Annotated in this window: 14 protein-coding genes; 3 read left to right on the top strand and 11 right to left on the bottom strand. The window is 66.2% G+C overall.

The window, feature by feature from the left end:
- The 9 genes from A5733_RS06960 to A5733_RS06920 are packed head-to-tail and all read right to left on the bottom strand — an operon-like array spanning position 1 to position 9,145.
- Entirely contained in the window at positions 1-828 is an 828-nt protein-coding gene (locus A5733_RS06960; protein WP_076239585.1) for a TIGR03619 family F420-dependent LLM class oxidoreductase, read from the bottom strand.
- Positions 825-1,223: a PaaI family thioesterase gene (locus A5733_RS06955; RefSeq protein ID WP_076239584.1), complete on the bottom strand. Its 399-nt coding sequence runs from the start codon at positions 1,221-1,223 to the stop codon at positions 825-827. Before A5733_RS06955 ends, A5733_RS06960 begins: the two co-directional genes overlap by 4 nt.
- The gene (locus tag A5733_RS06950; RefSeq protein ID WP_076239583.1) at positions 1,220-2,347 is read right to left on the bottom strand and encodes an NDMA-dependent alcohol dehydrogenase; all 1,128 of its coding nucleotides are present in this window, start codon (positions 2,345-2,347) and stop codon (positions 1,220-1,222) included. The genes A5733_RS06955 and A5733_RS06950 overlap by 4 nt, the downstream gene beginning before the upstream one ends.
- A complete protein-coding gene (locus tag A5733_RS06945) occupies positions 2,344-3,849 on the bottom strand; it encodes a class I adenylate-forming enzyme family protein (RefSeq protein ID WP_076239582.1) in 1,506 nt (501 codons plus the stop codon). The genes A5733_RS06950 and A5733_RS06945 overlap by 4 nt, the downstream gene beginning before the upstream one ends.
- Positions 3,842-5,290, bottom strand: coding sequence for a class I adenylate-forming enzyme family protein (locus tag A5733_RS06940; protein ID WP_369830913.1), 1,449 nt, complete (start codon positions 5,288-5,290; stop codon positions 3,842-3,844). Before A5733_RS06940 ends, A5733_RS06945 begins: the two co-directional genes overlap by 8 nt.
- Positions 5,277-6,725, bottom strand: a complete 1,449-nt coding sequence (locus A5733_RS06935) for a class I adenylate-forming enzyme family protein (protein ID WP_076239580.1) — start codon at positions 6,723-6,725, stop codon at positions 5,277-5,279. The genes A5733_RS06940 and A5733_RS06935 overlap by 14 nt, the downstream gene beginning before the upstream one ends.
- Complete coding sequence (locus A5733_RS06930; protein ID WP_076239579.1) at positions 6,725-7,498, bottom strand: enoyl-CoA hydratase/isomerase family protein; 774 nt, start codon at positions 7,496-7,498, stop codon at positions 6,725-6,727. Before A5733_RS06930 ends, A5733_RS06935 begins: the two co-directional genes overlap by 1 nt.
- 3 nt (positions 7,499-7,501) lie before the next feature.
- On the bottom strand, positions 7,502-8,317 hold the full coding sequence (locus tag A5733_RS06925) for an enoyl-CoA hydratase/isomerase family protein (RefSeq protein ID WP_067772504.1): 816 nt from the start codon (positions 8,315-8,317) through the stop codon (positions 7,502-7,504).
- A gap of 9 nt (positions 8,318-8,326) precedes the next feature.
- On the bottom strand, positions 8,327-9,145 hold the full coding sequence (locus tag A5733_RS06920; protein ID WP_076239578.1) for an enoyl-CoA hydratase/isomerase family protein: 819 nt from the start codon (positions 9,143-9,145) through the stop codon (positions 8,327-8,329).
- A gap of 85 nt (positions 9,146-9,230) precedes the next feature.
- Here A5733_RS06920 and A5733_RS06915 point away from each other — a divergent pair, with 85 nt between their 5' ends.
- Genes A5733_RS06915 through A5733_RS06905 form a run of 3 tightly spaced genes read left to right on the top strand, consistent with a single transcriptional unit; the run spans position 9,231 to position 12,085 of the window.
- On the top strand, positions 9,231-9,998 hold the full coding sequence (locus tag A5733_RS06915) for a FadR/GntR family transcriptional regulator (RefSeq protein ID WP_076239577.1): 768 nt from the start codon (positions 9,231-9,233) through the stop codon (positions 9,996-9,998).
- A complete protein-coding gene (locus A5733_RS06910) occupies positions 9,988-10,857 on the top strand; it encodes an enoyl-CoA hydratase/isomerase family protein (RefSeq protein WP_076239576.1) in 870 nt (289 codons plus the stop codon). The genes A5733_RS06915 and A5733_RS06910 overlap by 11 nt, the downstream gene beginning before the upstream one ends.
- Positions 10,858-10,909: 52 nt before the next feature.
- Entirely contained in the window at positions 10,910-12,085 is a 1,176-nt protein-coding gene (locus A5733_RS06905; protein ID WP_076239575.1) for a thiolase family protein, read from the top strand.
- Here the strand turns inward: A5733_RS06905 and A5733_RS06900 are convergent.
- A complete protein-coding gene (locus A5733_RS06900; RefSeq protein WP_076239635.1) occupies positions 12,072-12,881 on the bottom strand; it encodes a MerR family transcriptional regulator in 810 nt (269 codons plus the stop codon). The genes A5733_RS06905 and A5733_RS06900 overlap by 14 nt on opposite strands.
- A gap of 9 nt (positions 12,882-12,890) precedes the next feature.
- Positions 12,891-14,456, bottom strand: coding sequence for an NAD(P)/FAD-dependent oxidoreductase (locus A5733_RS06895; protein ID WP_076239574.1), 1,566 nt, complete (start codon positions 14,454-14,456; stop codon positions 12,891-12,893).
- Positions 14,457-14,462: the final 6 nt, after the last annotated feature.

Raw genomic sequence — 14,462 nt, 5'->3', positions numbered from 1 at the left:
TCAGAGATCGTCACCGATCGGCTTCAGTGCCTCGAGCTGCTCACGGAAGTGTTCGGCACTGCGCGCCTGCACCGAGCAGTTGGCGACCGTGGCCCCAACCTCACGCAGCCGCTCGAGTCGACGGCGGGTGCCGGACGGGTCGCCGAGCGGATCCAGCGACACGCCGGGGGAGAGGACGACGTCGAAATCGGTGGGTAGCTGGTGGCGGCTGAGGAACTCGGCGATGGTGTCCGGCGAGAGGGCGAAAGGCATCCAACCGGTGCCCAATTCGACTGCCCGCCGTAGCGAGCGCTTGGTGCGCCCGCCCACCCAGACCGACACATCCGTGCGGGGTGCATGCGGTTCGATGGCGAAGCCGTCGACCACCGGCTGCCCCCAGGCGGCGCGCAGGGTGGCAATGTCACGGTCGGCTGCCGTGCCCCGATCGGTCCATTGGGCACCGAGAAGCTCGAACTCCTCGGCGAGCGATCCGACGCCGACGCCGAGGATGACTCTGCCGCCGCTGAGCCGGTCGAGCGTGCCGTAGCTCTTGGCCAGCGCCACCGGATGGTGATAGGGCAGCACGACGACGGCGGTGGCCAACCGGATCTGGCGGGTGCGGGCAGCCAGGAACGACAAGGTGGCCAACGGATCCCAGTACACCGTTCCGCGCACCCCGGCAGCCGAGGCGGGGATTCCGGTGTGCTCGGCACAGGTGAGGTGGTGAAAACCCAGCCGGTCGGCCGCCTCGGCCACCAGTGCCAGCTCGTCGGCGCCGGCGGTTGCCTCCCAGGGCGAGAACTCACCAGGGTGCTGCATCACGATGGGGGTGGAAAGTCCGAGCTTCATGTCGCTGCCTCCTTCACCCGGATCTTCGCAAAGCTGACGGAGGCGACGACGGCCAGGTCGTTGTCGGGCACGGTGAAGATCTCGACCTGGATCACCATGGAGCGCTTGCCGCTGTGCACGAGGCGCGCCACTGCACGCGCGGCGCCGGCGGTGACCGGCCGCAGATAGCGCAGGTTGAGGTCGGAGGTCACCACGCTGTGACCGGCCGGCAACTGGCGCATGGCGAGCTTGCCTGCGGCGGTGTCCACCAGGGTGGCGAGCAGCCCGCCCTGCAGCCCGCCGTTGGTGTTGACCACATGCGGGGCGACGGGAAGATCGACCACCGCCTCGTCATCGGAAGCCGGTACCTCCCGATAGCCGATCAGCTCGAACAGTTCGAAGATGTCAGCGGTCATCGGTCGGCATCCGTGTAGCGGATCACGCCGCGAATGTTGCGTCCCTCCAGCATGTCCCGGTAGGCATCATTGATCTGTTCCAGGCGGTACTCGCGGGTCACCATGTCGTCGAGGTTCAACTCACCCAACTGATAAAGCGTCAGCAGGTTGGGGATGTCGAACTGCGGGTTGCCGCCGCCGAACAGGCTGCCCTGCAGACTTTTCTGGAGCAGGGTCAGACCCGCCAGATTGAGCGTGGTGTCGTCGTCGACGACGTTGCCCATCGCGGTGAGCACACACGTACCACCCTTGGCGGTGAGCTGCATCCACGACTCCACCTGATTGCCCTCGGCGCGCCCGACGGTGACGATGACCTTGTGACACATCCGGCCTCCGGTGGCATCAGCGATACCGGCCAGGGCGGCGGCGACGTCCGGATAGGCTTCGCGGGCACCGAACTTGAGGGCCTGCTCTCGCTTCCAGTCGACCGGGTCGACGGCGAAGATGCGCCTAGCGCCAGCGATCGCGGCGCCCTGCAGGGCCGCGGTGCCGACACCGCCGATGCCGATGACGGCCACGTCTTCACCGGGCCGGACGTCGGCGCTGCGGACGGCCGAGCCGTATCCCGTGGTCACCCCGCAGCCCACGAGGCAGGCCACCTCGAACGGGATCGACGGGTCGATCTTCACCACGGAGGTTCGGTGCACCACCACGTAGGGAGAGAAGGTACCGAGCAGGGACATGGGGATCACGTTCTGCCCCTTGGTCTGGACCCGGAACGACCCATCGGAGACAGAGGCACCGGCCAACAGGCCCATGCCCAGGTCGCACAGATTGCGTAGGCCGACCTGGCAGGCCGGGCAGCTGCCGCACGAGGGGATGAACGACATCACCACATGATCGCCGACCTGCAGACCCTCGGTGTCCGGGCCGACCTCCACGATCACCCCGGCACCCTCATGCCCGCCCAGGATCGGGAAGTCGGCCATCGGGATGTCCCCGGTCATTAGATGATGATCAGAGTGGCACAAGCCCGCCGTTTCCAGTTGTACCTTCACCTCCCCGGACCGCGGGTCGCCGATCTCGATCTCCTCGATCGACCACGGCTCACCGAAATTCCACACCAGCGCGCCTTTGGTTTTCATTGCCGGACACCTTCTTTCAACATGGCCCGCAGGGCGGAGTTGTCGATCTTTCCGGTGGCGCCGCGCGGCACGGCGTCCTCGTCTTCGAGCAGCGTCCACAACGTGGGCACCTTGAACGAACTCACGGCCGCAGCGGCCGCGGCGCGCACTGACTCGACCGTCAGCCCGTCACCCACCACGACCGCACCGACCCGGTTAATTTGGCCGTCAGGGACATTGACCACATGAGCGGCACGCACGCCGGTAATGGACCGCAGCGCCCGCTGTACTTCACTGGGGTACACGCTGGCGCCCCGGACCTTGAACATGTCGTCGGACCGGCCGCGGTAAAACAGGAACCCATCCTCGTCGAGGTAGCCGAGGTCGCCGGTGGGATAGTAGCCGTCCGGGGTGAACACCTGCTCTCGCGTGCGCCGACAGATACCTCGCATCAGGTGCGGGCCCCGGATCTGGATCACCCCGGTTTTCCCGTGCGGCAGTGGTGTTCCGGTGTCGGTGTCGACGATGCGGACGTCCATACCGTCGAACGGCTTGCCGCAGCTGCCCCACGCCGTCTCCGGCATATCGGTGTCGGCCCGGAATCCACAGTAGGGGCCGAACGACTCGGTCATGCCCAACAACGATGCCCGCGCCCCGGGGCGCGACCGTAGGCCCGCCGGCAACAGCGCCTCGAGACTGCCGGGTTGCAAGCTGCTCAGGTCTGCGGAATGTGCGTGACGGGCCAGCACCTCGGCCTGCTCGGGCCAACCGCGGAAAAGTGTGACGCGTTCGCGTTGCAGCAGGGCCAGAGTCGAGTCCGGCCGTCGGATCGGCTCGGTAACGAGGGTGGCCCCGGCCATCAGGACGGTGAGGATGCCTGCGCCGAAACCCCCGACCCAGAAGAACGGCATGGGCAGATACAGCCGGGTGTCAGCGGTGACACACCGTGCGTGCAGTCCAGAACGCACGGCACCCAGGGCGTTTCGGTGCGAATGTATGGTGCCCTTCGGAGCTCCGCTGCTCCCGGAGGTGAACATGATCACCATCGGGTCGCTTTCGCGCAGTCGGTCAGCCAGCGCATCGGCGGCGTCGCGTGGTCCGGTGAAGGCCAGTGCCTGCGCGGTGGTCCACACGGCACGCAGCGCGGGCAACTGATCCGGCTGTACCGGGTAGGGCTGGCCCCGGAACTCCTCGACCGATACCAGGAACTGCACCGATGCCATGCGAAGTTGTGCGGCCAGTTCAGCGGGGCGCAACAGGGTACTCAACGGCACCAGGACCGCGCCGATCCGCATCAGCGCCACGGCGATGCGGACCCAGTCCACCCCGTTGGGCATGATGAGGCCAACGCGCGACCCCTTGGTGACGCCCGCCGCGATGAACCCGGCAGCCAATGCTGCGGTATCGGAGTCGAGTTCGGCATAGGTAAGCCGGGATGCGGGGTCGATCACCATGGGCTTGTCTGCCATCACCGTCGCGTTCGCGCGTACGACGGCGTCGACGGTCAGAGTCGGGTCAGCCATCGAACAGTCCGGCCAGGGCGGGATAATCGATTTTGCCGCTCGACAACACGGGTATCTCGTCGCGTGGTATCACCGCGAACCGGCGCGGCACCTTGTAGGCCGACAACCGGGTTCGCAGTGCCCGACGAACCTCGTCCTCGTCGAATCGCGACGCGTCGTCCAGTGCCACGACGGCGGCCACGCTCTGCCCGCGGTCGGTGTCGGGCAGTCCGATCACATGTGCCGAATAGCCGAGTGCCGCCAGTGCCTTCTCGACTTCTCCCGGTGTGACGTTGGCGCCGGCGGTCTTGATCATCGATCCGGCCCGGCCAAGAAAGTAGACATAGCCGTCCGCGTCGACACGCACCAGATCCCCGGTGTGAAACCAGCCGTCGGCGTCGAAGCAGTCCTCGCGGTTACGCCCGTAGTAGCCCTGCATCAGATACGGCCCCCGGACGCACAATTCGCCCGAGGCCAGTACCTTCGTCTCGAAGCCGGGGGCCGGCCGGCCGTAGCTGCCGCGCCGATGTTCGGGCTGATCGCCCTCATCGGCGTCGATCAGCACCACGCTGCCGGTCTCGGTCATGCCCAGCATGTTGTGCCGTAGCTCTGGATCGGCGGGCCGGGAGTCGGGCGTCATGATCGGATACAGATTGCCGCGGCGCGCCGAGAACATCCGGTCCGGGTAACTCGGGTGACGAGCCAGCTCGGCAATGCCCGCCACGAAACCGTTTGTGATCGTGGGCTTCTCCTCCTCCAGCAGATCGAGAGTGGCACCGGCGTCGGAGGCGGTCGAACAGATCAGGGTCGCCCCAGCCACCATCGTGGCCAGCAGCCCGAACGCGAATCCGCCGATCCAGAAGAACGGGGAATTGCAGAACAACCGGTCGGTGGCGGTGAGACCGCGGATCTGGTTGAGACTTCGTTGATGCGCCAGCAGGCCGCCGTGCGTGTGCACGACGCCTTTGGGTGCGCCCGTGGAGCCCGACGTGTAGATGATCGCCAACACGTCAGATTCGTCGACGTCATCCTCCAACCCGGCCAGGTCTGGCCCGTCGGCGTGCGGCAGGTCGAACAGCACGTGCCGCAGGCACGGGGCCGTGACCCCGTCCAGGCGCTGCACATAATCGTGGTTGCGATAACTCCACGCCGACAACAGGATCGCAGTGTCGCTGTCGAGCAGTTGATGAGTCAGCTCGGTGGCGGTAAGGAACGTCGAATACGGCACCACCACCGCACCGATTCGCGCGGCGGCCAGCATCGCCACCACGAAATCAATCCCGTTCGGGTACAGCAGCCCGACATGGGTGCCTTTACCCGCGCCGAGGTGGATCAGCCCGCGAGCCACCGAGGCCGAACGGCGTTCGGCCTCGGCGTAGCTGATCCGGTCACCGTCGCAGATCAACAGCGGATGCTCAGTGCATCCGCGCAGTAGTCCGGGAACGGTGTCAGGCACTGGCAGAGAAGTACTCCCGGATGGCACCGAGATCGGCCTTGCCCGACGGAGTGCGGGGGATGGTGTCGACGATGGCGATCTTTGTGGGGACCTCGTATCGGGCCAGCCGGCCCTGCAGGTAATCGGTCAATTCGGCCGCCGGGGCCGGCCCGCGCAACTCGACCATGGCCACCGGGGTCTCACCCAGTCGGTCATCGGGCATACCGATCACCGCCGCGCCGAGGACGGCGGGATGGCTTTCCAAAGCGGTGCGGACATCATCGGGCATCACCTTGAACCCGCCGCGGATGATGGCCTGGTCGGCGCGACCGAGAATCCAAACGAACCCGTCGGCGTCGATGCGGGCCAGGTCGGTCGTGCGCAACCAGTCGGCATCGGCGTCGAACTGCGCCGGTTTGACCTCCAGCAAGCCCTTTTCGCCTGCCGGAAGAACGGCGCCATCGGAGTCGACGACGCGTAGCTCGGCACCGGGATTGGCTCGGCCGACGCTGCCGCGTTTGTCTTTCCAGTACTTCTGGTGGTCGGCCAGTGTCCAACTGGCCACTCCACCGCCGAACTCGGTGGCGGCATACGACGTGAGCACCGGGATGCCGAATTTCTCGGTGAACGCGTCGGCGTCGTCGGCCGACAGCGGGGCGGTGCCGGAGGTGACAGCGCGAATCCCCGCCAGATCGTCGCGGGTGAGATCGGAGTGCAGCACCATGCGCAGCGCGGCGGGCACCAGTGACACCACCTTGGGGTGATGCTCCCGGACGGCATCGGCCCAGCGTCGCAGTTCGAACTTGGGCAGCAGCACGAACGGCCGCGCCTCGGCGATGCACAGCAACACCCGGAACACCCCACCGACATGCACCAGCGGTGAGTTGACGATCGCCACCCCGCGGCGCAATTCAGTGGGCGCCGCGGCATTCTCGGGATCACGCCCAATCACGCTGCGGGCCAGCATGTCGTAGGTGAGGTCGACGCGTTTGGGTGGCCCGGTGGTACCGCTGGTCAACATCCACACCGCCACGCCGGGACGGCCCGCGTCGGCCGCTGGGCTCGGGGCCGGCGTGACCTCGGGTTCGGTGTCGAGATCGCGGATGGCCACCGTCGTCGTCGTGGGGGAGGGCGAGGCCAGGGTGGCGAGATCGTCCGCCAGGCCGATCAACACCGGCAGGGCCAGCGCTTCGACGTCGGCTCGGGTCCGCTCGTCACCACGCGAGGGATTGATCACGACCACGGTGCCACCGGCGGCCAACACGCCGAGAAGTGCTGCCACATGGGCGGGTTGGTTGCGCAGCATGATCCCCACCCGGGTGCCGGCCGATACCGCACCGATGCGCCGGGCCAGGGTGGCAAGTTGACCCCAGGTGGCCCAGTCGCCGTCGTATTGGATCGCGCGGGCAGTCGGCTCCAAGCCGAGCACATCGGAGATGCGTTGCGAGAGCGGATGAGTCATCACCGAATCCAGGGCTTGTTCTTGGTCAGCGGGCGCTCGGCCAACTCGGCCTTGGCGATCGGGTTGCCCAGCCGGGTGTAGATCAGCCCCTGGTCCATGGCGGCCCGGTACGGCTTGTCCAGGGATTCCCAGATGGCCTTGACTGTGCCCTGGGTGGCGGTCGGCGGTTTGGCGGCGATGCTCGCCGCGATCTCGTGCGCGCGACCCCAGAGTTCGTCGCGGGCCACTACTTCGGTGACCAGACCGATCCGCAGCGCAGTCTCCGCGCTGACGCGTTCGTCGTTGCCCATCAGCGCCATTCGCAACGTGTCACCGAGTCCGACCCGACGCATCAGCCCGATGGGCTCGAGCGCCGAGACCAGTCCCGCGCTGACATGTGAGTCGAAGAAGGTGGCCTCTTCCGAGCAGATCACGACGTCGGCTTCGTTGACGAAGTACAACGCACCGGCGGTGCACATGCCCTGTATCGCGCACACCACGGGCTTCCACATCTTCTGCCACTTCGGGCTGAGAAGCTCACCTGGATCCTCGTGGTTCCAGACGATCTCGGGCTGCCCGTAACTGGACTTGACGTCCAACCCGGCGCTGAACGCCCGGTCGCCGGCCGCCCGCAGTACGACGGCGTTGATGCCCTCGTCCTCCTTGATGGCATGCCAGGCATCGCGCATCTCGTGGCACATGGTGCGGTTGAACGAGTTCAACGACTCCGGCCGGTTGAGGGTCACCGTAGCAACGCGAGCGACGTGGTCCAGATCGAGCAGGATCGTGTCCATGGCTTACCGCGCCTGCCAGTTGGGCTTGCGCTTCTCCACAAACGCCCGTGGGCCTTCCAGCGCGTCCTCGGTGCGCACCACGCGCTCGCGGAAGGTCTCGGCCAGAATCTCGCCCTCGTGTAGCGGCAGGTCCAGGGTCTTGTGAATGGCCAACCGGGTGCCCCGAACGGCCAGAGGCGCATTGAGACACACTGTGTCGGCGATCTCGTGGGCACGTTCCAGCAGCTTGCCGTGTTCCACGATCTCGGTGATCAGTCCGAGCTCGTACGCCCGTTCGACGGTCATCCGCTCGTGCTTGCCCATCAACGCCATCCGTAGCGCCACCGAACGCGGCAACGCGCGGGCGAGCCGCACCATCTCCCGGGCGGCCACCAGGCCGATGCTCACGTGCGGGTCGAAGAACGTGGCCTGGTCCGAGGCGATCACGATGTCGCCGGTGGTGACCCAATCCAGTCCGGCGCCACAGCAGATCCCGTTGATCGCCACGACGACCGGTTTGGCCATCGTGCGAAACGGCGGAGTGCCTTCCTGGGGTGCCTCCCACTGCTCGTAAGTGGACAGGTAGGGCCGCTCGTTGACGACCTTGCCGTCGCCGGGTATCTCTTTCACGTCGGCTCCGGTGCAGAACGCCCGGCCGGTGGCGGTGACGATCATCAACCAGACGTTGTCGTCGTTCTCGGCTTCGGCGTAGGCCGCCCGCAACTCGGTGATCATGTGTGGCGACAGCGCATTGAGCGCCTCGGGCCGGTTCAAGGTGATGGTGGCCTTGTGGCCGTCCACCTCGTATTTGATGGTGTCGTAGGTGACAGACGCAGTCATGTGTTCCCCTTATCGGCCTCGGAAGTCCGGGTCGCGGCGTTCCCGGAACGCGGCCAGGCCTTCTTTGAAATCGGTGGTACGACAGGCGAGTTCCAAATTGGACAGTTCCTGGTTCATGGAGTCGGTCAGGCTCGCGTGCTGACCGAAGGCGATGGCCTGCTTGGCCAACCCGATCGCCACGGTGGGGCCGGCGGCGAGCCGGGCCAGCAGCTCCTCTGTGGCGGTGTCGAGGTCGGGGGCGGGTACCGCGGAGTGGATCAAACCCCAGTCGGCGGCCTGTGCGCCGCTGACCTTCTCGCCCAACAGCAACATGCGCTTGGCGCGGGCAACTCCCGCCAGCCGCGGCAAAAGCCAGCTCGCCCCGGAGTCGGGGGTGAACCCGCGGCTCATGAACGGTTCCCAGAACGTCGCCCCGGTGTCGGCGATGGTGAAGTCGGCGGCCAGCGCCAGATTGCAGCCAAGGCCCACCGCCCAGCCCCGCACCGCGCAGACCACCGGTAGCTGGATGGTGGCGACCAGTTCGATGATCCGGTGCGCGGTGTGCGGGATCCGACGGACCAGATCGCCGGTGCGGGGCCGTTCTCCGCTGCTGTTGGTGGCAACCCAGTCCGCCCCGGTGCAGAAGTGCTCGCCGGAGCCGGTGATCGCGATCGCCCGCAACGAGTCATCGTAGGCGGCCGCCGACAGGGCGGCCACGAGAGTGTCGACCATGCTGTGGTTCAACGAGTTTCGTCGTGACGGCCGATTCAGGGTGATGCGAAGGACGGCACCGTCGCGCGACGTCGATATCGCCTCGTCGCTCATCAGAAACCCGCCTCCCAAAGCCATACAGTTGCCCATACAGTAGACGATGCGATTACTATCCTGTACAAGTTAGCAAGGAAAGACCGTCGGCGGAACAGTGGAGGGCAGGGTGCCGGCACATCGGATACGTCAACCTCGGGTGGCCGAGATCGTGGCATCCAAGCTGCGCGACGACATCCTGTCCGGCCGCCTGCGGGAGGGGGACGTCCTGCCCACCCAGGAGAGTCTGTTCGGTGAGTTCGGGGTCAGCCCACCTGCACTGCGCGAAGCCATCCATCTGTTGGAGACCGACGGGTTGATCTCGGTACGCCGTGGAAACGTCGGCGGCGCGGTGGTGCAGATGCCCTCGGCCGACCGCACCGCCCACACGATCGGCATGGTCCTGCAGACCCGGTCCGCCACGCCCGCCGACGTGAGCGAGGCTCTCCTGCATCTGGAGCCGATCTGCGCCGGGATGTGCGCTGCTCGGGAGGACCGTGCAACCGAAGTGGTTCCGTTCCTGCAGGCCGAGATCGACCTGCAGAACGCGCAATTCGACGATCTGTCGCACTACGTCCCCAATGCCCGACGCTTTCACGAGGCGTTGGTGTCCCGTTGTGGCAACGAGCCGATGATCCTGCTGATCGGTTCGTTGGAGTTGATCTGGTCGGCGCATGAATCGTCGGTGTGGACCGGGGAAGGGGATGCCGGCGTATCCGAAAAGACCATGCGCGCCGCATTGCGCGATCACCAGCGGCTGCTGGACGCGATCGCCGAAGGAAACCCGGCCCGGGCGACCAAGCTCGCCGCCGACCACCTGACCGCCGCACGGCGCACCACGCTGGCCGCCGGTTACGACAAAACCATTGAAGCGAGGCTGATTTCGAATGACAGATGACCGCGTGCTCTTCGAGGTCGACGACGATCACCGGATCGCCACCATCACGCTGAACAACCCGAAGCAGCGCAACTCCTACGACGCCGCGATGCGCGACGAGCTGGCCCGCCACCTCGACGTCGCGGCGGACGACGATGACATCACCGTAGTGCTGCTGCGCGGCGCCGAGGGGGTGTTCAGTACCGGTGCGGACATGAACAATGCCTACGGTTGGTATGGCGACGGCAAGAAAGAAGAGCAGGAGAAGTCGCGCCCGAGCCAGCGGCGGCGGCTCACCGTGGACCGCAAGTCTTTTGGCTTCTATCACAACTTCATGGGATTCCCGAAGGTCACCGTGGGGGAGATCAGCGGCTACGCGCTCGGCGGCGGTTTTGAGATGGCGCTGATGACCGACATCTCCGTCATCGCCCGCGACACCAAGATCGGGATGCCGGCCGCGCGGTTCCTCGGCCCGGCGCTCGGAAGCCTGCACATGTTCTTCCACCGCCTCGGTCCGGTGCTGGCGCGGCGGCTTCTACTCACCGGCGACATCATCGACGCCGGTGCCGTCGAACACCTGGGCATCTTCACCGACACCTGCGAGGCCGACCAGGTGACGGCTCGGGCGCAGTACTGGGCGGCGAAGGCGGCCAAGATGCCCGCCGACGGGGTGGTGATCGCCAAGGAGGCGTTCCGGATGGTCGAACAGAGCCAGGCCTACCAGGGCGAAGAAGTGGCCAGCTACCTCTTCCACGCCTACGGCACCAATTTGCAGTTCTCACCCGGCGAGTTCAACTTCGTCAAGACCCGGGCCCAACACGGCACCAAGGAGGCGTTCCGGCTGCGTGACGAGCATTTCCACGTCCCGGAACCGCGGTGAACCGGACTCCTGGTACGTTTACACAAGCACTCGATATCGTAAAGGTGGAACCATGCCAACACCCGTCATCGTGGGCGCTGCCCGCACCGCGATCGGCCGCTCCTTCAAGGGGACGCTGGTCAACACGCCGCCCGAAGATCTGCTCGTCCCGGTCCTGGCCGAGGTCGTGCGCCGGGCCGGCATCGCCCCGGAGGCGATCGATGATCTGATCATCGCCGAATCGAACTACGGCGGCGGCGATCTTGCGCGTTACGCCGCTGACATCCTCGGTTGGCAGTCGGTGCCGGGTCAGGCCGTCAACCGGCACTGCGCGGGCAGCTTGACCGCGATCGGCAACGCGTCCGCCCAGATCGGTTCCGGCATGGAGCGCGTGTTGATTGCCGGTGGCGTGCAGTCGCTGTCCATGACGCCGCTGACCAACTGGCGGATTCCCGGGCCGGAGCTCAAGTTCGAGGAGCGCTGGATGACGCCCACGCATGTGGAGACGCCGGATGCCCCGATGCGCGACATGTCGATCACCGTCGGCTGGAACACCGCCCAGTCGGCCGGGCTGACCCGCGAGGACATGGACGCGTGGGCTGCCCGGTCACATCAGCGCGCGATTGCCGCGATCGACGCCGGCAAGTTTGTCGACGAGATTGTCCCACTCAAGATCACCCAGCCCGACGGCTCGGTCACGGAATTCAGTGTCGACGAGCATCCGCGCCGCGGCACCACCGTCGAGAAGCTCGCCGAACTCAAGGTCCTGCATCCGGAGATCGAAGGATTCTCCATCACCGCGGGCAACAGCAGCGGCACCAATGATGCTGCCGCTGCTGTCGCCCTCGTCGACGCCGACTATGCCGCGGCCGAGAAACTGGACGTCCTGGCCACGGTCAAGGCCTGGGCCGCGGTCGGGGTCGCGCCGCGCGACACCGGCCTGGGCGGCGTCAAGGTGATCGGCAAGGTCTTGGACCGGGCCGGGCTCAAGCCGTCGGATGTGGCGCTGTGGGAGATCAACGAGGCCTTCGCCTCGGTGCCGATCGCCGCGGTCCGCGAGTACGGGCTCGATGAGGAGTTGGTGAACTTCTCCGGCAGCGGCTGCAGCCTGGGACACCCGATCTCGGCATCGGGCGCCCGCATGGTCACCACGCTGGTCTACGAACTGAAGCGCCGCGGTGGCGGCATCGGTGTCGCCGCGATGTGCGCCGGCGGTGGCCAGGGCGGCGCAGTCGTCATCGAGGTTTAGCGCGTTTGGCGTGCGCCCGATGGGGAGGATCCGCTGTGGTCTCCCCATCGGGTTCCGCCTTGCCCGCTGCTTGATAGTCGTCCAACTCCGCGCGGACGGCTTCGTCGAACGCGCGGTCCAGGCTCGCGTGGGCGAGTCGTCGGGCCGCCCTGCGCATGGTGTCCACCAGGTCCGCGGCCCAGGCGAGTTCGGAATCATTGGTGGGTAGCCAGCCCGGCCCCCGCTGGCGGACCACTTCGGTATGCCCCCCGCGGGTCATCTCGCGCGCTGCGGCATCGAGCTTCTTGTCAACCGCCGCACTGGTTTTCAGAAGAATGTCGAGCGGCATTCCGCGGGCGACGAGTGAGGCGAAGTCATCGACGAGCCGCACATCGGTGACCGAGTAGACGTTCTTCTCGGCCGTCGGTGCGATCAGGCCCTGGTTGGTCAGTCGTCGCAGCATCGTCGGGTCCAGCTCACCGAGCCGCTCTTCGAGTTCATCGAGGGACATGGTGCGCGGCTCGGGGTGCGACCACGGCGCGGTGACCAACTCTTCGAGATCGGAAAGATCCAGAACGTCGACGAGGTTCTGACCGCGCTGCAAGCCGGTCAGGAACTTCGTGATGTGCTTGAGGGTGAAGCCCTCACCGAGCAATCGGGTGATGGCGCGCAGTTGCCGCAGATGGCGATCGGTGTAGATGGCCACCCTGCCCCGACGCTGGGGCCGGGGCAGGAGCCCGTTGTCCTGGTAGACGCGCACGTTCCGGGTTGTTGTCCCCGCCTCCCGAGCGAGGTCGTCAATCCGATACTCGGTCACCACGAAATCCTATCCGGTGGGCAGGGGATCGGCGCTGACCTGCGCCACGGCGCTCTCGTTGTCGCGGCCCGCCGCAGTGTTGTTGTCGCGGCCCGCCGCGGTCTCACTGTCCCGGCGTGCGGTGATCTTGTAGTCGTGCAGGTTCACCGTCTTGAGCTGAGTGACGTACTGCGTGGCAAACCCGGGGTACATGGTCGCGTTGAAACCGTCCTCGGTCAGGTACCAGCTCTGGCAACCGGAATTCCAGGTCGTCGACTGCAGACGGCGTTGGATGTCCTCGTTGTAGCGGTCCTGGGCTTCCGGGCGGACATCCAGTGACTTCCAGTCGTACCGCAGAACAGTGGATATCGCCTCGACGATGTAGTTGATCTGGGCTTCCATGTACACCAGGGCGGAACTGTGTCCGGGCCCGGAGTTCGGGCCGAACGTGAAGTACAGGTTGGGGTAACCCGATACTGCGACGCTGCGGTAGGCGTAGGCACCGCGACTCCATTCGGCGGCCAGCTCTCGCCCGTCGATCCCGGTGATCGCGAACGGCGTGCCGGTCTTGCAGACATCGAAGCCGGTGGCGAACACGATGCAGTCGAATTGATGCTCGATGCCTTCGACGGTGCGAATCCCGTTGGGGGACAGGCGCGCAATCGGCCATGTCACGAGCTTGCAGTTGTCGGATTGCAGGGCGGGGTAGTACTCGCTGGTCATCAGCAGTCGCTTGCACCCGGCGGAGAAATCCGGGGTGAGCTGTCGCCGCAACCACGGATCCTTCACCTGCAGACGTAGATTGGCGATGCTGACCGCCTCGACGACGCGGGTGAACGGGCTGTCCCACACCACGCCGAGGGCGACCGACTCGTGCCCCCAGTACCAAGCGCTGCGCATGAGGCTCTGGGTGAGCGGAAGCGTTCGGTAGAGACGCTTGAGCCAGCTGCTGGTCGGGGTGTTGACCCTCGGCAGCACCCACCCTGGGGTGCGCTGGAAGACCTTGACCGATTTGGCCGTCTTCACCAGCTCCGGCACGATCTGCACTCCGCTGGCACCGGTCCCGATCACCGCGACCCGTTTGTCCGTGAAATCGTAGTCGTGGTCCCAGCGGGCGCTGTGAATCTTGTGGCCCTCGTAGGTGTCGATCCCCGGGATGTTCGGGAAACTGGCATTGGCCAGGGGGCCGGAGGCGACGATGACGTTCCGGGCCCGCACCGGGTCCCGGCCGTCCAGCTCCACGGTCCACTCACCGGCAACCACATCGTAGGAGACACCGACGACGGTGTGGCCGAACCGGATCTTCGGTGCCAGACCGGACGATTCGACCATGCCGTCGATGTACTCGAGGATCTCGGCACTGCCGGAATAGGTGTGCGACCAGTCCGGGTTGGCCGCGAAACTGTATGAGTACAGCCGAGACGGGATGTCGCAGGCTGCACCGGGATAGGTATTGTCGCGCCAGGTCCCGCCGACGCGGGTATCGCGCTCGAATATCACGAAGTCGTCGATGCCCTGGGCCGCCAGGCGGATGGCCGCGCCGATGCCGGCGAATCCGGCGCCGATGATGGCAACAGACGTGGAAGAAGAAGTCATCTCGTC

This window comes from Mycobacterium sp. NS-7484, assembly GCF_001953975.1.
Lineage (GTDB): Bacteria > Actinomycetota > Actinomycetes > Mycobacteriales > Mycobacteriaceae > Mycobacterium.
Note: the sequence above shows the minus strand (reverse complement) of the source record. Positions and strands in the feature narration are given on the sequence as shown.

Coding starts and splice junctions, on each gene's coding strand:
- A5733_RS06950 (WP_076239583.1), bottom strand. CDS start 2,347: ATGAAAACCAAAGGCGCGCTGGTGTGGAATTTCGGTGAGCCGTGGTCG.
- A5733_RS06930 (WP_076239579.1), bottom strand. CDS start 7,498: ATGGACACGATCCTGCTCGATCTGGACCACGTCGCTCGCGTTGCTACG.
- A5733_RS06895 (WP_076239574.1), bottom strand. CDS start 14,456: ATGACTTCTTCTTCCACGTCTGTTGCCATCATCGGCGCCGGATTCGCC.
- A5733_RS06945 (WP_076239582.1), bottom strand. CDS start 3,849: ATGGCTGACCCGACTCTGACCGTCGACGCCGTCGTACGCGCGAACGCG.
- A5733_RS06935 (WP_076239580.1), bottom strand. CDS start 6,725: ATGACTCATCCGCTCTCGCAACGCATCTCCGATGTGCTCGGCTTGGAG.
- A5733_RS06910 (WP_076239576.1), top strand. CDS start 9,988: ATGACAGATGACCGCGTGCTCTTCGAGGTCGACGACGATCACCGGATC.
- A5733_RS06955 (WP_076239584.1), bottom strand. CDS start 1,223: ATGACCGCTGACATCTTCGAACTGTTCGAGCTGATCGGCTATCGGGAG.
- A5733_RS06920 (WP_076239578.1), bottom strand. CDS start 9,145: ATGGCTTTGGGAGGCGGGTTTCTGATGAGCGACGAGGCGATATCGACG.
- A5733_RS06905 (WP_076239575.1), top strand. CDS start 10,910: ATGCCAACACCCGTCATCGTGGGCGCTGCCCGCACCGCGATCGGCCGC.
- A5733_RS06925 (WP_067772504.1), bottom strand. CDS start 8,317: ATGACTGCGTCTGTCACCTACGACACCATCAAATACGAGGTGGACGGC.
- A5733_RS06960 (WP_076239585.1), bottom strand. CDS start 828: ATGAAGCTCGGACTTTCCACCCCCATCGTGATGCAGCACCCTGGTGAG.